The following is an 18,160-nucleotide window of genomic DNA, read 5'->3' as shown; positions in this document are numbered from 1 at the left end:
TTACAGTCCCCCCGTTTCAGGCGTCGGAGGTGCTGGGCGTTGGTGTGTGCGGCGGACGTGGCGCGTATTGATGGTCGTGTTGGAGTGATCCTGTGAGGTTCCAGCCTGTAGAGGTGGGCTGGTGGATGTGAAGGCTGGTGCGGGTGTTCCAGCCGGGCCAGGGGTCGTGTTTGTGGGCATCGCCGGATCGGCGTTCTTGGTAGATGACGCTGCCTAGAGCGAGGTCGGCTTGTGTGACCTTGGTGTGCAGGATGTCGGCGCGGATGAGGAGGGCGTGTTCTCCGGGTTCGAAGATGTTGGGCGCGAATGCGATGACTTCGCCGTGTGGAGCGCGTATGGCGCCGTCGCGGGCGTAGGCGTCGGGGGCGAGGAGTCGAAGGAGGTGGACGCTGGGCAGGGAGACGGAGACCGCGTTGGTCAGTGAGCAGTCGTAGTTGCTGCCTTCCCACGTGTAGTGGTCCGTGGTGTGTAGGACTGGTGCGGGAATGTTGGTGTCGGTGGTCCAGCCGTCCTGTTGTCCGCGGTCGTCAAGAAGGTCGGTAAAGGCGGGTTGGTCGGGATACTCACCGAGAAACGCGCTGTTGGTAAAGCCGTGGTTGTAGTAGTGCGGGTCGTATGCCTTCAGCGGGGAGGCGAGGATGCCGGTGACGTCGGCCTGGCGGATCAGGACGGTGTGGTGCACTGCGGCGTGGTCGGCCCAGACCCCCTCACTGGCCAGATTTTGCGCAGGGCCGTCGGCGTCCCAGTACCAGGCAACGGTGCCATCCAGCAGTATCCATTCGTCGTGGTCGCGCAACTGTAGTGTGCGGCCGGCTGGTGAAGCCGCGACCACATTGCCGGGGATGGTGACGAGTCGGCTGGTGTCCAGCAGTGCCGTTTGGTCGGAGACCCAGGCGCACTGGAGGTCGAAGCTGGACAGGTCAGGAGCCTCGGGAGTGGGCAGCGGCAACCACCAAAAGGCGGTGGTATCGAGGTAGTCGTCGGCGGCGGAGTCCTCGGGGTTGCCGGAGAGCAGGTGTGAGGGGTCGAAGTCTCGGGTGGAGGAGATTCGCGCGGCCGTAACGGGTTGGCGCTTCGGGTGTTCTTGGAGTAGGTGGGTGTCGGCGAGGCGGGCTAGGGCTTCGTGCCATGCCTGCCACTGGTACTTCTTGCCGATGCGTTCGCGCTTGTGGGGAGCGCGTCCCACGGACTGTTCGGCGTAGAGCTCGCGGTCGAGGTCGCGGAAGCGTTCAGGTGTCCAGCCGCGGTCGGCGACTCCGAGGATGACGAACCTGGTCACCGCGTCCGCGTCGATTGGGTCGTCGCGTCGTCGGCGCGATGTGGTTTCGGCTGTGGCTTCCGCGTGGGTGAGTAGGTTGGTGAAGGTTGCGCGGAGTGGGTCGTCCTCATCTAGTGCATCGGTGAACTGCTGGAGAAGACCGGGCCGAGAAGGTTCGGTGCCGTCGGACGCCCCGACGTCGCCGGGTGCCGCATGCCGCTCCTGTTCGCTGCGTAGGCGGGTGGTGAACGGAAAGCCGTAAGGGTGGTTGGTGCCGACGATGTAGCGGCCGAAATCGCCGCCTTCGCCGGCGCTGAGGTGAATGGAGGCCCAAAGCGAGCCTTCTCGAGCCGGCTCCTCGTCGGCGAACAGCGGGTAGAGGCGTTCCAGCTCGTCCTGGTCGGGAATGTCTCGACCTGGCCACGGGCTCGACCAAGGGCCTGCTGCTCGAGTCCAGTCAGTGTCGTTTACCAGGCCGCGTCGGTGGGCGAGGCGGATGACGCCTTGGGCGTAGTCGCGGATGAGAATGTGGACCGGTGGTTCGACTTGGCCGAACACGGTGTCGAGGGTCGCTGACGCGAGGTCGCGCAGCACGGCGTCGGGTAGGCGGCGTAGCGCGACACCGTAGGCGGCCGCGCAGACCCGCTCCAAGACGTAGAGGTCGTTCACTTCTGCGGCACGGTGGATCAGCGCGGGCAGCACGGTCGGGTGGACGGAGGCAATTTTGACCAGGCGGCGGGTGGCGGTGTTGCGCACGAACCGATCGGAGTTGGTGAACGCCCACATGAGCGTAATCGCACTGGCGAAGGCCGACTCTTGGCTGAGGTGAGACAGAATGGGTTCGTCCTCAGCGTTAATCCACATGAACAGCCCGGTGTATGGACTTGGTTGTCCTCGTCGGCCGACGGTGGCGGCGGTTCAGGTCATGTCGCGGCGCCACATCGGCATCGCCGTCAACGTCGCGTGCAACCACCGGTAGTCGAGGCGGTGGCCGGGTAGACATGCCAGTGGCACTGCGACGTTTGCGGCGGCTCGAGCTACTTGGAGGTCGTCGCTCAGTAGCCGTTCTTCGACCAGTCCGGCTGCGGTAGCGGTGATCGCGTTCGGCGCGCGCAGTGGCAACGAGGCGATCACGCGGTCGGACAGCATGCTGCTCGTGTGCGGCGCCACGGCGTGGATCAGGTCGATCAGCTCGATCCCGACGCGTTCGGGCAACAGGACGGTGAGCGCGTCGAGTGTGGTGTCGCCGGCGGTCAGGCCTGCTGAGATTTGAGCCAGCTCGTCGTGGTCGTAGCGGCCGTGGTGACGGGTTGAGTCAATGAGGACGGTGGCGACCACGTGGTCGGCGAGGCGCTCGTAGGCGAACTGCACCGGCTGTGCGTCCGGCGTCGCCTCTCGCGCACCCACGAAGCTCTGGATCAGCACTCGCTCGGTGAGCAAGGCCAGGAACAATGAGCGGGAGAACCCGCCGGTTGTCGGCCACACGCGTTCGGTGATCTGCTTGGCCTCTTGCCTGCTCAACCAGCGCCTGCCCAGACTGAGCATGGCCGTGGCCAGTTCACGGCAGGCGGTGACCACCACACGGTCATGAGGGTCAATGTTGAGCCGTTCGGAGACCACCTTGTCCCTGGTGGTGAGGAACGTGTCGAGAACGGCGCTCAGACCTGGTGCGGCGCCGGTCAACAGGGGTGAGTGTTGTTGTGCTGCGCGGCAGAACAGCTCCAAGAACAGCGGTTCGCGGAACTCCCGTTGCAGGAGCGGTGTGGCGGGGCTGGTGAGCTTGTAGTGGCGGAAGAACTCCTGCACGGCGTCGAACTCCACGTCGGCGAACCCGCGATGGTCGACGACCACGGCGTTCTCGCGGACGTTGTCCGGAACGCAGGCGTCTCGGGCGATGGTCCGCACAGTCAGGACCACGCCGATCCAGTCGAACCGGCGTATCTGCCTCAGGAAGCCCGCCAATCGTGTGGACCACATCGTCGTGCCCTCGCCCTCGTTGAGGGCATCGACCATCAGAAGTGCCCGGCGGCCCGCGGCCTTGGCAAGACTGTTGAGCGCGGTGAGGAACTCCTCGGCAGTGCCGGGCCACCGCAGGTTGGCGATCGCCTGGGTCCATGGGTCGCTGGTGTGAAGGAAGTGTTGGCCCAGCAACAGCACGGCGGGCTGGCCGTCACGTATGGAGGAGAGGGCCGTGTCAGCCAAGAGGTGACTTTTGCCTCGCCCCTGCTCTCCAGTGATGAGCAGGACCGAGTCGTTCCACGCCTGTGGGATCCGCCCCCTCAGCCACCTGACGGCCAGTTCGAGGTGATCCCAGCACGAATCAACAGTGCCGCGGAACTTCGACGATTCGCGACTGCCTATAGCAGGATCATTTGGGATCTGCCGGAGAGATTCGATCATCGCCGAGCAACGGGAACGCCACGAATCGACCGGCAGAACGCCGGGACCGGCCGGGGCGTCAATCGAGTTACGCAGATCAGCCAATTCCGTCAGCAGGTCGGCGAGCCGCTGGTCACCGGACTCCTTGGCGGCGGCTCGGCCGAGAGCGGCGTGCGCTTGGCGCAGCTGTACGCGTAGAGGTGACAACGCGGCGTCGAGGCGCGCGAAACCTGCGGTCACCCGCCCTACGGGCACCTTGACGGTCAGCTCGCGGTTGTAGCGAGGGCCCAGGTCTTCGACGGCTTCGTCTAGACGATGACGCAACCACTCGAACGAGACATGTCCTCGCGGCCTGTTAGGCGTGCTGACCCCGGACTCGGTCGGGACGTCGAGTGCGGCTCTGAGCTGGTGGGTGAGCCGCCATGATCGTTCATGAGCGAATGCGATCCCCAACTGGATAAGCCGTTCGAAGGATCCGTCCGTCGCACCGGCGCATTCCAGCAGGCTGAGGGCCCGTCTGCGATCGATCCCGGTGTCAGTGAAGTCGAGCCGATGAATCTCCAGGATGCGGCAGAACCGGCGCAGCTCCTCCTGTGTGGGTGCCGTGCCCGCCAGTTCGGCCCATCGCTGTTCCAAGATGCCGAGGAAACGCCTCCAGACATCCACCTGCTTTGCGGTGCCGGCGGCACTCTCCAGCGGCAGCGTATCGGGATGGCCTCGAAGGCGGGCGAGAATGGTCGCGAGATCATCGAACGCGCCGCTGGATGAGGTATCAGTCGCAACCACCAGGCGATCTCTTGCTAGATCGACGGCACGCACTTCCACCCTGGTGCGTAGACCACCGCGGAAGGCGTCGATCAATTGGTCGATAGCCTTGCGTAGATCGCTGGAGCTGGAATCGAGCCGACGCATCCCGCGCTTGGCCTGGATGAGAATGAAGCCCCCGTTGTGCAGTGCGACTCCGACATCATCGACCGGGAACCCCGTCTCACAGCCGACAGCCAGCACCCTGGGTGCCGGAAGTAAGTCGAAACCGGGCTCCCCGTCGGATATCGCGAGAGCTGCCCACCAGGCGAAGACCTCCGCCTGAAAACCGATGCCCCCAGCGGCCCGGGATCCTCCCGAGGACGCGGCACCTCCAGCATCGTCATGCTGACCAGCCACAACCTTGTCCCTTCCGGCCAGGCACAGCGCCATGTGACGACGAAGACTGACAGTGGGTCTCGGGGATTAACCTCTGGCTCGGTCAGTTTGGCATAGGCGTGGCCGACCTAATGGACCACCGAGAACAAGGGCCCCGGCCACTTCAGTGGGCGAGCCGGGACCACACCACCCAACTCAGCCAGGGGCCCGGCCAGCCATCGCAGCGATAAGAAGTTGGACGATTCACGACCACTCGACGCAGCCACCGCGATGGAGATGAAGAGTAACGACGCATTCAGCCTCCCCAAACAGACCGTGTGTTGGCTGATCGGCCGAACCCGCACAGGCGTTACCGTAAGTACGACCAGCAGCCCTGATAGAACCCGACGCCTCTGGCCCTGCCTGCGGGAGAGGCGGGCGGCACGAGCGGCTAAGGCGTCGACGCCGACTTGGCGCGGGAGCGCCGACGATGCAGGTGCTGAGGGCGTCCGGATCAGCCGAACTCGAGCCAGCTCAGCGCCACACCAACGATCATCCTCTGGCGCGGCACGCCCCGCGGGCGCGGCCTCAGCCTACCGGCCGCCGACCGGGCACACAGCGTTTGGGCGGATGCTTTGCTATTGTCGCGGAGACCTAAAGCGCGCAAGGATTCGTGAGGCTCAGTGTCATGGCACAGAAGGTCCTCGTCCAGCTCATCGACGACCTCGACGGTACTGCGGCCGAAGACGTCGAGACGGTGAACTTCGCGCTTGACGGCGTGATATATGAAATCGACCTGAAGCAGAAAAACGCATCCAAATTGCGTGACAGCCTGGCTGACTTCGTAGCGAGTGCTCGTCGGAGCGGCGGATGGGCGAGGCGTGGGTCAACCACCAGCCGGCGTGTTGTCGGAGAGGCTCGCACCAAGGAACAGCCCCAGGCCATCCGTCAATGGGCGAAGGCCAACGGCCACGAACTGTCCGACCGCGGGCGTATCCCGGCGCACATCATCGAGGAGTTCGAGAAGGCGCACCGGTGATCGTCGCCATGCAGCTTGCACCGCCGAACCGTTGACCTGGCATGGCTGAGGACTGGGATCAGCGCTGGGATGCAGGCGCGAGAACCTTCTATATAGCCGAAGTGGTTCGGCAGTCGGCGTACGCCTTGGCTGCTCTTGACCAAGCGCTGGAAGCTGCCGAGGTAAGAGACCGTTCGGAAGCGTGGCCGGCCGTCCAAGCGTTCCTTACCGCCACCGCGAACGTGAGCAAGCTGCTGTGGCCGGTGCGGAGCGACAGGGACAACCGCGAGTCACGATGGCGCAAGTTTCGCGGCGAAAGGTTGCGCGTCGAACTTGGCATCGCTGACTCTTCGGTGTTGCCGGACAGGGATGTCCGTAACTCTGCCGAGCACTTCGACGAACGTATTGATGACCTGGTGCGCGACCAGGAGATTTCAGAGTCCTGGACAGCGGCCCAGGCAGAGGACTTCACGCGCCTCCCAGCGCCGTTTCGCGCCGTGGATCTTGAGACCGGCGAGATCATCGCGGGTCACGACCGGATGGCGTTCGCTCCGGTAGTTGCGGAGTTGAAGGCACTTCTTGAACGGTGCGCCGCGGTTGAACCGCAGGCCATCGGCCAGCATGACGTGGTGGCGATGATGGCCACGCTGCGATGGCCGCCGCTTCCGTCGATCTTCGTGCCAAGTGAACGGCCCGACGAACCTGTCACAGCGGGTGCCGAGCTCGACCGTTCGGGTCCAAGGACACTCGAAGACCTTGTAGCCAAGGTCGCCGAGCGGTTGCAGGTCGAGCAGTCGGGCAGGGAGGAAACGCCGGACAAGGCGCAGAATTGACCCAGGCTGTAGATCCGTACGTCGTCGGCGAGTGTTTAGCGGATTGATCAACAAGTACGGTGCGTTTTTGAAGTCGAGCGACTTTCCGCGGAAGTACAGCGGCTGAGGCAGTGGCGGCCTGACGCAGATCGCTCGACGCGTCGTGAACACTTCGGGTCGAGCAAGCACTACGGTCAGGTGGAGTAGCGTTCGGCGAGCCGGTCGAAAAAGGACGCAAGCCGCCTGCTGGTGGCAGGGCTGTCTGTGAGTTCGGCGCCGCCGAAGCGGTACACCTCGTAGCCGCGCAGCCGTAGTTCGCGGTCCTCGGCGACAATCTCGGCGTATCGCTGGGAGTCGGCGCGTCCGGCTTCGTCGGCGTAGTGCTGTCTGCCGTCGCACTCGATCACGATGCGGATTCGCTGCGGTAGGAGCAGGAGGAAGTCCATCCGCTGGCGGGGCAACGGGGAGGAACCGGGAGCGTGGTGGGCTCGGGTGTACGGGTCGTAGTGCAGGTAGACCTGCGGGAGCAGCGCCGGGATGCCGTCGCCGACCCGGACGTAGCGATCGGCGTACGCGCGCAGTACTCGTCGTTCGGCGTCGTTGTCGCCCAGCGATCGGTCGAGTCGCCGGTACAGGTTGAGCGAGATTTCGCGTGGAGGTGCTCCTGTGAGCCCTTCGCGCTCGGCCCACCAGTTGGTCAGGTCGGCCCACGTAAGTCCGTGTGCCGCCAACGGTCGGTCGTAGACGAGGCAGAACTGTTCGTTCTTGACTACCCGGACGTCGTTGTTGAGCGCATCGCTGAACACGATCTCCGGCTTGGGACCGTCTGCGGCGAAGATCAGATTCTTCATCGAGCCAGGCACACCAGCGCCGATCCTGCGGCCGGCGAACACGGGTGCGCCGCTGATGGCGTCGATCTGGACGATCTCGTAGCCGTCGTGAACCAGCGTCTGGTTGAGGAAGTCGTGTAGCCGCTCGACTTCGGCCAGGTTCGTCCGGACCGCTGGGTGCAGCATTTCGGCCAGGAATCGCAGGAGCGCGTCGTCGTTTTCCGCCAGGCCGAATCGCTCGTCGTAGAAGATCCAGTCGTCGGGCCAGTCCAGGTTGGCGATGCAGTGCTGGATGATGTCCTCGCGTGCCGTGGGGAACTGCTTGGACCGGGAATCGGTGGTGGGCAGCGTGCTGAGGTCGTAGAGGCGCCCAAGGAACTCGACTTCGTCGAGCACGCCGTACCAGGCCGTGGTGGCGAGACCCTCGATGAGGCGCCGCCAGGTGACCTCGGTGATGTGGCTTGCCATGGCGATGGTGCCTCCTGGACATCGGCTGCAGGCGGTGAACAGGTCGTCAGGCTGGTGGCGGCTCGCTGGCGGTACAGCGAAGTCGGTGTTCGTTGTCCGCGACCGTATTCCGCGCTTCACTGGTCGTCATGGCCCAGAGCTGTGCCAGGTGATCGAGTGTTCCGAGCAGATCGGCAGGAACGGCTGAGCGGCTTCCGGAGCGGGCGAAGGGGCCATCGGTTTCGAGTAGGACGCGTTCTGGAGGGAGTCGTTGGAGCAGCGGCATGGCTTTCTTCGACCGGACCATCGCTGGGTTGATCGAGAACCAGAGCCCTGCGTTGAGTGCATCGTCCACGGCGGCCAGCGGCCCGGTGTACCAGTGCAGGATTGCCTGCACGTGCGCTTGTGCGAGTCGGGTGATGGTCTCCCGCTCGGCGCCCCGGCTGTGGACGGTGACAGGTCGAGTTCGTAGCTGGGGGTCGGCCAAGATGGCCTCGAACACGCGAAGCTGTTGCTTGCGGGTAGCGACTCCGGCGCGAGAGAAGTCGAGTCCGATCTCGCCGATCCACGCGGCCTGCGGCACGAGCCGGAGAAATCGAGCTAGATCGTGAGGGGATGCTGCTCCTGCGCGAAGAGGGTGAAAGCCCAGTGCGACATCGACGCCTTTGCGTCGGCCGAGGCGGGTGCGCAGCAGGCGGTACTTACCAGGGTCCTCAGTCACCGCGATCACGTGAACGCCTGCGGCGCGGGCGCCATCCAGTACGGCGAGTGGGTTGTCGTAGGCGTCGATGTGGCAGTGGGTGTCGGTCAGCACCGTGGTGGTCATGATCGAGACTCCACCAGCTCGGCCAGTGGGCCGCGGGCTCCACTGGTGAGCCAGGTGCGGAGCTCGGCGAGCCCACGTCGCCAAACCCCGGTGAAGGCAGCGCGTTCGCCTTGCGGAAGCGGACCGTTGCGCAGGACGTCGCGGTCTGGTCGATCCGCGAACGCTCCGGCGATCACGGCTCGCAGGTCGGCTCCGCGGTGACTGCGGCGGTTGAGGAGGATTGTGGAGTCGTCCTCGGCGAACACGTTGTACGCGTACTCGTCGTCGTCCCATCCGACGTGTGCCAGTGAGGCGCGGCGGATCAGGCAGGGGAAGCAGTATCCGCAGTTGCCTTGTTTGCGGCCGACGTAGCGGGCGGTCTCGGGGTGGGAGCAGGAGACGCTCAGCGAGGCCAGGCGCCGCAGAAGAGGGGCGTTGCGGGACTCGGCGAGCATCTCGCCTTTGGTGCGCAGGCGGTACGGGTTGATCACGCGGTTCGACACGCCAATTGCGGCGCTGGCCGTGGCGAGTAGGTGCATGAAGTGCGGGTGTGTCGTGCGGGTGCTCGCGCTGCCGACACGGGCTCGGGTGAGTGGCACATTGATCCCGATGAAGCCGTTTTCGGGCAAGAAAACCGGCACGTCCGGTCCTTCGGCGGCGGCGAGGGCCAAGGCAGCGGACAGGAAGAGCAGGGACCGGGACCGGGTGGTGTTCTCGCGTGGCCGGGGCAGAGATCGGGCTTGGTGGTTATTCGGGGGTGCGGGACGCAGGTAGAGGCGCCGGGAGCGGATGCGTTCGGTGCCGTAGTGGTCGTTGAGTTCGTCGAGCAGAAGTTGTTGCGCAGTGGATGCTTGTCCGCCTTCGTGGTGGGACAGCAGGCAGAGCCGTCGTTCGGGGTCTTCCTCGAGGAGATTGATGACGCCGCACAGTGAGTCGAGGCCGCCTGAGAACAGGCACACGCCGTCGACGGCGAGCCCGACCGGCCGCTCGTCAAGCGGGACGCCGGACACAACGGCGAGGGGGTGCCGGCTGGAGTCGTAGGGCTGGATCTCCCAGTGGTCGCCGGTCAGAAACCGCAGTGCGGCGTCGAAATTGGCGTTTCGCCAAGCGGCGGTGGCCTCGACGGGGAGCTTGAGGGTGATGTCCCTGGTCCAGGAGTCCGGCGTGCCGCGTCGTCGGGTGGTCTTGTCGGCGCAGTACACGGCCGCGCCCAGCAGCAGGAGGTCGGCGGCGGCACGCGGCGGTCGCCAGCCCGTGAAGAACTCAGGGCCGGCGTCGCCGGTTTGGATTGTGGCCGCAATCCGGCCAGGCGCCCAATCCAACAGCCGGACATCGTCGGATTCGGTTACCGGGTCGATGAGATCCGTGCGCACCAGGTACTTGGTCACTGCGCGTCTCCGTCCAGCCCCTGCAGGGCCTCGTAAGTCATGCGGACGGTGTCCTCGGCGATCTGACGTCCCTCCGGACCGGCCCAGTCGACTGTGAATGGGTCGTCGGGGATGCGTAGCGAAACCAGGACTTGGATGATTTGGCGCATTTCCTCGTCGGCTTGGCGCACGGCGTGCGGGTCGGTGATGCGGCTTAGGCGTTCGGCGATGACGGGAACCCGGTTGTAGACGTACTGGGCGAGGAAGGTTTCCAGCAGGGTGGGCAGGTTCTCCCGCGAGACGGTCATCTCGGCGGTGTCGGTCAACTCGGTCCACGTATCGGCGTCGCCGAAGACCTCGTCCAGCACGTCGCACGCGGCGTCGCGGGCGGCTTGGGAGTCCAGGTCATCGCCGTCTCCGGCGATGAAGGTAATCAGCTCGTCGAGCACGTCGAATCGGGTTCGGCCGACGAGAGTGGCCAGTCCCAGCGAGGTCAGCGTGTTCTCAAGCCCGGTTCCGCCGACTCCAGCGAGCAAGGCGCCGAGGCGCTGGACGCCGCTTCGTCCGGCACGGGCGCCGGCCGCAGCACCGCCGGCTCCTCCTAACACGGGAACGTGGCGGGCGAGCACCCGCTGGGCGTACGTGCGGGTGCTCTGAGATCCGGAGTTGAGCCCGCGCACGTAGGACGCGGTCGCGTGTTTGAGTGGAGTCCACGCTCCGCCGCTGCCCGCGGTCCGATCAGCCGAGGTACCCATCAGCGCCGGCCGCCGCGTCGTTGAGCTTGACGCGCGGTGCTGATCACGCCCTTCAGACCGGGGGCGTCGCTGTTTTCCCACCGGTCCAGCAAAGTAGACACCATCGGGTTGTCAGCTGGGAGGCGGAGGACAGCGCTGCCGGCCTGCCCACGCGGGACCGCCTCGGGTGGAATCCTCATCAAGGCGTCGCAGATGGCCGACAGAGTGTCGGGCGCCCGCTCGGCGAGCTCAATCGCGGCGAGGAAGGCCGGACCGCCCGGTCGACGCGCCAACACCTCCACCAACGCCTCCACGAGTTGGACACGCTCGTCGTCAGGCAGCTTTCCGATCTCATCACAAGCGAGCCGCCGCACACCGGCGACCTCGGTCTGCGCCCTGGTGAGCAGCTCCTGCAGGTGTGGAAGCAACCGCGTGACGGCGACGCCGAAAGCGAGCTTGTCGCGGGAATAGGTGAAGTACGGCCCTAGGTCCACCTCGCCGAGCGGAGGCTCCAGCCGCAGCCACGCCCGCACGTGCGTTTTATCCGCCCACGCCCGCACCTCTTCGGCGACCTGCGGCTGTTGGGCGGCCCTCCGCCCCCGCTTGGCCGCGGGTGATCGGCGGGCGCCTGAAGCCTCGCCCTCGTCTGGGTGCGAAGATTCCCCTTCGTCGTCCGGTTCAGCCGCGGTCGATCCGGCCCGTGCGATGGACTCCGCGGCCGCGAGCTCCGGGATCGGGCCGGGCGAGACGAGTTGCCAGTCGAACAACCGCTGGAAGTCGCTGAAGTGTTGTTCCTCCAGGACCATGAGCTTTGCCAGCACCGGCAGGTCGAGGGCGATCTTCCGACGCTGCGCGCTGCGGTGCTTGAGCAACAGGTTGTTGAGGAACCGCTTGAGCTGTCTCGGATTCCCGCGCAGGCCACCCCCGAGTACTTCGGCGATGCTCGCCGCCCAGTTCAGGTCGCGCACCAGGTCGGGCGGTACATCGCCGAGAATCGCCCCGGCCACGCCGACGTTGAACGCCACGCGCAGGTTGCCCGCTTCGCGGCGACGGCGGGTCTCGGCCAGGACCTTGGCGAACTGCTGGTCGTGGAGGCGCAGTTCAGCCAGCAGCAGGTTGACGTAGGTGTCGGCCTCCGGCGCGGACAGCGGCGGGATGGCAACCTTGAGCTGCAGCATCTTCTCCAGATAGTCGGCACCGATTCCGGCGCCGTCTGGCCGCCGCAGCTGCGGGTAGCGCGAGTCGATCGCGGACTCCACGACCGCCTGGTTGGCTGCCAGGACGTAGGCGGTCTTGGGCGTGTTGAGGAAGAGCCGGATCGCCTCGAAGGTGTCCACCACGGTCTCAGGCAGGCACCGGTCGAGGTCGTCGATGAACACCACCACGGCGTCCACGTCTTCCAACGTCGTGACGACCTTCGCGAACTCCGCCCGGAACCGCCCAGCGTCCGTGATCGCCTCAGCCGTGCCGTTGCCCGAGAGCGTCTGCTTGGCCTTGGGGTCTTCGAGCAGCTTGTTCGCCTCGCCCGCCGCCGCGTTCACTCCTGCCTTCGTCACATCCAAGACCTGCGGAGCCATGCTCGGATCCACCGCCAGAAGCGCGAGAGGAGCCGCGGCCTGGGCAGTAGCCACAGCGACCCGACCGCCCCTGCGCCCCCACCGGCCGAGGCCCTGGGTGAACCTGCGGAGCCTGGTCACCTGCTCCTGCTGATCAGGATCGGCTCGTGCGTCGACCGCGTCGAGCACGGTCGTCATCAAGGCGACCTTGACGTCGTCGTAGTCCTCGTACTGCCAGGGGCTGAACTCGACGCACACGTACCGGGATCGCGAATCCTCGCCGTCCCGGATTTTGAGCAGCTCCTGTCGGGTGATCCGCATCAGACTGCTCTTCCCGGAGCCCCAGTCCCCAAGCAGGCCGACCGTCAGTGGGAGCAGCCGCGGCTCGGTGAGCGCCACGAACAGGGTGTCCACCAGGAAGTCGAAGCCGAGGAGATCGACCTCGGTCTCGTTGTCCGCCCACATCGCCCTGCTCCGTCCGACACGGCAACTTTGACGTATCCGCCCCTCGGTGGCCGCGGCCGAAGGCGGACATCGAGGATAGATCGGCGATCAGCCTCGATGGTCATTTGACAGACGTGTCGCGACGGACCACGTACTGTTACCGTCAGTTACGGAAGCGTGATCAGCAGGTGCGATCATGGTGCGGGTTGGCGGCCACTTGTCGGCGACTGCGCTCGCTTCGGCTCAAGAGCCTTCGCCCAGAGAGCTGCTTCGTCATCGACCAAGCTGAGTGCTCGGCGCCGCGCGGGTCTGTCCCGAATTCGTGCCTGGAGTCGCCATCTGCGTTGGCAACGAACTCAGTAACGTTTGGCCTGGATTGCTCGATCATCAGGCGTGGTTCACAGCGGCATCGGACGCGAAAAGCCTACTGCGTCACTCCTTCGAGTGACTATTCGCCGGATAGCTCTTGTATGGAGCCGATTTTGTCGGTGGTCGCTGTTAGTGCTTGTCCAGCCGGCCTGATGCGTTGACCGGCAGAGCGGAGAAGTGTCCATGACGTCAACGAGAAGGCTGCTCCACGCCGCTGATCTCCACCTCGACAGCCCGCTGCTCGGGCTGTCCGCTTACGAGAACGCGCCCGCCGAGGACATTCGCGGAGCGACGCGTCGAGCGTTCGAGGCGATGGTCGATCTCGCGATCGAGGAGCAGGTCATCGCCGTGCTGCTGGCCGGCGATCTCTTCGACGGAGAGTGGCGCGACTACTCCTCTGGAATGTTCTTCGTGAAAGGACTGCGGCGCCTGCGCGAGGCTGACATCCCTGTCTTCCTGTTGCGTGGCAACCACGACGCCGAAAGCCACATCACCCGTACGCTCGAGCTGCCGTCGAACACCCGCGAGTTGTCCACGGCTCGGCCGGAGTCGGTGCACCGCGAAGACCTCGGCATCTCCGTGCACGGCCAGGGTTTCGCGCAACGGCGGGTGATGGAGAACCTGGCCGCGGCGTACCCCGAGGCGGCCGGTGGGATGTTCAACATCGGGATGCTCCACACCGCACTCGACGGTGCCTACGGGCACGACCCGTACGCGCCGTGCACAGTTTCGGATCTGGCTGGACTCGGCTACCAGTACTGGGCGCTGGGCCACGTGCACTCCCACAAGGTCGTCGAACGCGAGCCGCACATCGTGTTCCCCGGCAATCTGCAAGGCCGCTCGGTCCGCGAGACCGGACCGAAGGGCTGCGTGATCGTCGAGATCACCGACACCACCGTCAGCTCGGTCCGGCCGGTCGCGCTCGACGTCGTGCGCTGGACACGGGTGAAGGTGCCGATCAGCGGATGTCGAGACAGACACGACGTGTGCGATCGCGTTGGTGCCGCCCTGCGCAATGCCAGCGAGGAGGCCGGCGAGCGTCTCATGGCCTGTCGGGTCGAGCTGGAGGCGGACGCGGCGACACAGTCGCTGGCCTGGCGGGAGCGGGACGCGCTCGACGCGGAGATCCGGTCGCTTTCCGGGGACTTCGACCAGGTCTGGGTGGAGAAGGTGCGCCCGGTGACCGCTGAACGGGAAGTGCTCGCCGCAAGCCTCGGGTCCGCGACCGGTGAGGCACTGCACGCCGCTGCGACCGAGCTGATGAACGACCCGGCCCGGCTGCGCGAGGTGCTGACCGACGCCGGGCTGACGACTGGTGTGCTCCAGGTGTTCCGCGACGGTGAAGTCGATCTGCACGATCCCGGCCTCGGACGCAGGCTGCTCGGAGAGGCACTCGACGAGCTGCTGGCGCACCTTCATCCCACCCGAACGGACGGCACCGACCAGCGGAAGGCAGGCCTGTGAGGCTCGGGTTTCTTGAGCTGAGCTGCTACGGAATCTTCGAGCACCAGCGCCTCGACCTGGCCCAACCCGGCCTGCATGTGGTGCGCGGCCCGAACGGCGCGGGCAAATCGACCGTGGTGAACGCGGTTCCCGACCTGCTGTACGGCGTGCCGTGGCAGTCCGACTTCACCTTCGCATTCCCGACGACGAGCCTGCGGCTGAGCGCCGAGTTGGTCGATGAGTCGGGCGTGTCGCTGAACATCGTGCGCCGAAAGGGACGCAAGAACACCCTGATGACGCCGGACGGCGAGTTCGTCGACGAAGGCAAAATGACCGCGCTCGTCGGCGAACTGACCCGCGACGAGTACATGTCGTCCTTCGTGCTCACCCAGGATGAGCTGCGCAAGGGTGGCGCCGCGATCGCCGCTGGGAGGGGACACCTGGGCGAACTGCTATACCACGCCCGTGGCCTCGCCGGGCCGGCCGCGCTGCTTGCCGAGCTGGCAAGACGCAAGGACGCCATCTATCGGCCGCGCGGCCGCAACCTCGATCTCAACCGCGCGGTGGACGAGTACAAGCGCAGCCGCGACCATCTGCGGGACAGCGTCGTACGACCACAGGTGGTGGCCGACCTGACCGCTGAGATCAAGCAGTTGCAGGAGACCGTGGACGGAGAACACCAGGAGCTGCTGCTATTGCGGCCTGCACAGCAGCGGTGGATCACCGCCCGCGCGATGCGCCCCGTCCTACTGCGCAGACGCCAACTGCTGAAGGAATTGAGTGAGCTCATGGACGAAGGTCCAGCGGTGGCATCTGCGGTCCGCGACGAGCTGGGGAAGATCCGGACGATTCTGCGCGAGTCGTCCGCGGCCATGAAGTCCGCCGACGACGAGCTCACCCGGATCAACGACAGGTTGCGGGAGTTGGTCGTCGACCACCGAGTGCTGGAGCACGCAGACGAGATCGAGATTCTTGCGAGGCAAGCGCATTCGCAACAGGAAGCTCGCGACCGGCTGGCTCTGCTGACCCTCGACCTGGCACCCGCCGAGCAGGAGTTGCGCCTCGCGCTGGCACGGGTGCCGGACTGGTCCCAAGAGGATGCCGCCATGGCCGACATTCCGGACGACGTGCCGGTCGAGGTATCCCGGTTAGCCGAGAAGCATCACAACCTCGGCGAGGAGCTGGCGGAAGCCCGCCGCGAGGCCGAGGCATTGCGCGAAGAGGGCGAACAACTCGACCGCCGCCTTGCTGAGACGCCCGAACCGCCTGCCACGACAGACCTGCGGTCCGCGATCGTCCACGTACGTGGCAGGGAAGTGTCGGACAAACAGGTGACGCAGGCCCGTGCACAGCACCGGCAGACCAGGGCGAAGGTCACGCGCGAGCTGGAGGACCTGCTGCCCGATGTGGACGTCGAGCAGGTGGCAAAGCTGGTGTTACCCCTCAAGACCGCGACCGCCTCCCTGGTCCGGCAGTTCGACGGCCTCGCTGACCGTGAACGAGACCTGGCAACGCGTCGCGCGAGCCTCCGCAAGCGCACACAGAAGAACAAACTCGCGCTGGACGGTGTCCTCGCCGGAGACCCACCACCCACCGAGGACGAACTGGCGTCGGCGCGCGGCGACCGCGACACCCGGCTCGACGCCCTGGCCGCCGACGAACCTACGAGCGGGCTCTCGGTCGTGCGAGAGCACGTGACTCGAACCGACCACATGGCCGACCGCATGCGCCGGGAAGCCGATAGCGCGGCGCGGCGTGCGAGTCTCGAGCAGGCGCTGTGCGCTGATGCCGACGACGCGGCCGAGCTGGCCAGATTGGAGGCATGCGGCAGCGATGACCGCGCCAGCCTCGACGAAGAGTGGCGCGCACACTGGGCGGGAGTTGCGCTGCCGGCGCCGCCCAAGGTCCACGAGGGTACTGAGGTGCTCGCCCGCCTGAGTCAGGCCCGAGAGCACGCAAACGCTGCCATCGAGCAAGAGACTCACGCTGCCGAACTGTCTACTGTGGTCGCGGAGAGCAGTCGGCTGTTGCGGCGGGTTCTCGCGGATACCGGCCACGAGACGGATCCGGACGCCCCGCTGAGCCGTTTGCTGGCATTGGCGGATGCCCAGCTGACCGCGCTCGACGATGCTGCCCGCGAAAACGGCGACGTGCGCCGTGACGGCCAACGGCTGGAGAAGAGGATCACTCAGACCGCCCGGCGTATTAAGAAGGCCGAGGACGACTTGGCCGCGTGGCGGTCGGAGTGGGACGTGGCGCTCGCCAGGGCCGGAGTCGGCGCTGCTGGCCCGCACAACGCCCTCGCACTCGTTGAAGACCGCCAGCGTTGCCAGCGCCTCGCCACGAGGGTCGCCAGACTGGTCGCGGAGCGCGACCAGCTGACCGCACGCGCGGAGGAGTTCGATGTACAGGTGCTGACGTTTGCGAGCCATGCGGGCTTCCCCTCTGGGACAGACGTTTCCCTGATACTGACCCGTTTGGTAAGTGCCCTGCGCACCCAGCAGGAGCTCGCTCACACTCGGACGGTGCTGCTTGGGCAGCAGCAACTCGCGGAGAGCCGGCACGGCACCGCCGCCGCTTCGGATGAGTCAGCGCGCGCAGCGCTCGACGAGCTGCTGCGCCGCCACGACCTGCCCGACGAAGTGGCGCTCGAGCAGGCGCTCAACCGCGGAGACCGGCGAGCCGATCTGGCCAAGCAGCTGGATCAGTGCGCGAGGGACCTCTCCAGCTCAGGCATGGAGACCGAAGCGCTCGAAAGCATGATCGGAGACAAGGACGTCGCCGAGATCGAGCTCACCTTGTCGAATTTGGACAGTGAGATCAACTCGCGGCAACAGCGCAAGGACCAAGCGACGCAGCTTCTGGGCACCCGCAATGCTGAGCGGCACGCCTACGATACCAAGGCACCGGTGGCCGTCGAGGCGGCTCAGGACGCTGCGGAACGCCGTGCCGCAGCGGAGGGGTTCGCAGAGGAGTATCTGCGCGTGCACCTGGCAGAACACCTGCTCCGCGGGGAGATGGAGCGCTACCGCGCCGAGCACCAGGACTCCGTGTTGCACCATGCCCAGACGTTGTTCGCCACCTTGACTATGCAGGAGTACCCGCGTCTCGAGGCCACCTACGACGACAGTGACGTCCCTGTTCTGCTCGCGCACCCGTTCCACGGCTCGCCACGCCGCGTCGACCAGCTCAACGAGGGCGCACGCGACCAGCTGTACCTGGCCCTGCGCCTCGCCACGCTGAAGGACTACACCACGCGCCACTGTGGCATGCCGCTGCTGCTCGACGACATTTTCATGACCTTCGACGACCGTCGAACGCCGGTCGGTCTGGAGGTCCTCGCCGAACTCGCGAATGAACTCCAGGTCGTGGTGTTCACCCACCACGACGCTGTGGCCGAGATCGCCTCCCGCTCGTCCGCCATCCGGGCGACCGTGCACGAACTACTGCCCGCCGCGTGAGGCCGGTCAGTCCGTGATCAAGATCATTCCGCGGCCCCAGGTCGTGGCGTGAATTCCAGGGTGCAACGAATTCGTTCTCCTGCTCATCAAACACGTCTCCGTGAGTGTTGGCTTC

The 18,160-nt window shown here is 66.0% G+C and carries 11 protein-coding genes; 4 read left to right on the top strand and 7 right to left on the bottom strand.

Annotated elements, in window-relative coordinates; genetic code table 11:
- Nucleotides 1-16: 16 nt before the first annotated feature.
- Both BMY74_RS40785 and BMY74_RS40780 read right to left on the bottom strand, forming a co-directional pair.
- A complete protein-coding gene (locus tag BMY74_RS40785; RefSeq protein WP_143091923.1) occupies nucleotides 17-2,044 on the bottom strand; it encodes a hypothetical protein in 2,028 nt (675 codons plus the stop codon).
- A gap of 132 nt (nucleotides 2,045-2,176) precedes the next feature.
- The gene (locus BMY74_RS40780) at nucleotides 2,177-4,834 is read right to left on the bottom strand and encodes an NACHT domain-containing protein (RefSeq protein WP_143091922.1); all 2,658 of its coding nucleotides are present in this window, start codon (nucleotides 4,832-4,834) and stop codon (nucleotides 2,177-2,179) included.
- Nucleotides 4,835-5,447: 613 nt separating this feature from the next.
- Between BMY74_RS40780 and BMY74_RS40775 the strand changes: the two genes are divergently transcribed.
- Complete coding sequence (locus tag BMY74_RS40775) at nucleotides 5,448-5,798, top strand: histone-like nucleoid-structuring protein Lsr2 (RefSeq protein WP_089926849.1); 351 nt, start codon at nucleotides 5,448-5,450, stop codon at nucleotides 5,796-5,798.
- Nucleotides 5,799-5,839: 41 nt separating this feature from the next.
- A complete protein-coding gene (locus BMY74_RS40770) occupies nucleotides 5,840-6,610 on the top strand; it encodes a hypothetical protein (protein ID WP_089926744.1) in 771 nt (256 codons plus the stop codon).
- Between the two features lie 173 nt (nucleotides 6,611-6,783).
- On the opposite strand, the gene BMY74_RS40765 is transcribed toward BMY74_RS40770, so the two are convergent.
- The 5 genes from BMY74_RS40765 to BMY74_RS40745 form a co-directional block, all read right to left on the bottom strand.
- Nucleotides 6,784-7,887 carry an AbiJ-related protein gene (locus tag BMY74_RS40765; RefSeq protein WP_089926741.1) on the bottom strand — a complete coding sequence of 368 codons (1,104 nt, stop codon included), beginning with the start codon at nucleotides 7,885-7,887 and terminating at the stop codon, nucleotides 6,784-6,786.
- Nucleotides 7,888-7,933: 46 nt separating this feature from the next.
- Complete coding sequence (locus tag BMY74_RS40760) at nucleotides 7,934-8,692, bottom strand: TatD family hydrolase (protein ID WP_089926738.1); 759 nt, start codon at nucleotides 8,690-8,692, stop codon at nucleotides 7,934-7,936.
- Entirely contained in the window at nucleotides 8,689-10,059 is a 1,371-nt protein-coding gene (gene qatC, locus BMY74_RS40755; RefSeq protein ID WP_089926735.1) for a Qat anti-phage system QueC-like protein QatC, read from the bottom strand. The genes BMY74_RS40760 and qatC overlap by 4 nt, the downstream gene beginning before the upstream one ends.
- The gene (locus BMY74_RS40750) at nucleotides 10,056-10,667 is read right to left on the bottom strand and encodes a hypothetical protein (protein ID WP_218159920.1); all 612 of its coding nucleotides are present in this window, start codon (nucleotides 10,665-10,667) and stop codon (nucleotides 10,056-10,058) included. Before BMY74_RS40750 ends, qatC begins: the two co-directional genes overlap by 4 nt.
- A gap of 125 nt (nucleotides 10,668-10,792) precedes the next feature.
- Nucleotides 10,793-12,793 (bottom strand): KAP family P-loop NTPase fold protein, encoded by a 2,001-nt coding sequence (locus BMY74_RS40745; protein WP_089926729.1) that lies wholly within the window; start codon nucleotides 12,791-12,793, stop codon nucleotides 10,793-10,795.
- 531 nt (nucleotides 12,794-13,324) lie between these two features.
- Here BMY74_RS40745 and BMY74_RS40740 point away from each other — a divergent pair.
- Both BMY74_RS40740 and BMY74_RS40735 read left to right on the top strand, forming a co-directional pair.
- Nucleotides 13,325-14,605 carry a metallophosphoesterase family protein gene (locus tag BMY74_RS40740; RefSeq protein WP_089926726.1) on the top strand — a complete coding sequence of 427 codons (1,281 nt, stop codon included), beginning with the start codon at nucleotides 13,325-13,327 and terminating at the stop codon, nucleotides 14,603-14,605.
- Nucleotides 14,602-18,045, top strand: a complete 3,444-nt coding sequence (locus BMY74_RS40735) for an AAA family ATPase (protein ID WP_089926722.1) — start codon at nucleotides 14,602-14,604, stop codon at nucleotides 18,043-18,045. The genes BMY74_RS40740 and BMY74_RS40735 overlap by 4 nt, the downstream gene beginning before the upstream one ends.
- Nucleotides 18,046-18,160: the final 115 nt, after the last annotated feature.

The organism is Lentzea albida (assembly GCF_900111005.1).
Lineage (GTDB): Bacteria > Actinomycetota > Actinomycetes > Mycobacteriales > Pseudonocardiaceae > Lentzea > Lentzea albida.
This window is presented reverse-complemented; position numbering and strand designations above follow the sequence as displayed.

Coding starts and splice junctions, on each gene's coding strand:
- BMY74_RS40745 (WP_089926729.1), bottom strand. CDS start 12,793: ATGTGGGCGGACAACGAGACCGAGGTCGATCTCCTCGGCTTCGACTTC.
- BMY74_RS40775 (WP_089926849.1), top strand. CDS start 5,448: ATGGCACAGAAGGTCCTCGTCCAGCTCATCGACGACCTCGACGGTACT.
- BMY74_RS40740 (WP_089926726.1), top strand. CDS start 13,325: ATGACGTCAACGAGAAGGCTGCTCCACGCCGCTGATCTCCACCTCGAC.
- BMY74_RS40760 (WP_089926738.1), bottom strand. CDS start 8,692: ATGACCACCACGGTGCTGACCGACACCCACTGCCACATCGACGCCTAC.
- BMY74_RS40765 (WP_089926741.1), bottom strand. CDS start 7,887: ATGGCAAGCCACATCACCGAGGTCACCTGGCGGCGCCTCATCGAGGGT.
- BMY74_RS40780 (WP_143091922.1), bottom strand. CDS start 4,834: ATGGCGCTGTGCCTGGCCGGAAGGGACAAGGTTGTGGCTGGTCAGCAT.
- BMY74_RS40785 (WP_143091923.1), bottom strand. CDS start 2,044: ATGTGGGCGTTCACCAACTCCGATCGGTTCGTGCGCAACACCGCCACC.
- BMY74_RS40770 (WP_089926744.1), top strand. CDS start 5,840: ATGGCTGAGGACTGGGATCAGCGCTGGGATGCAGGCGCGAGAACCTTC.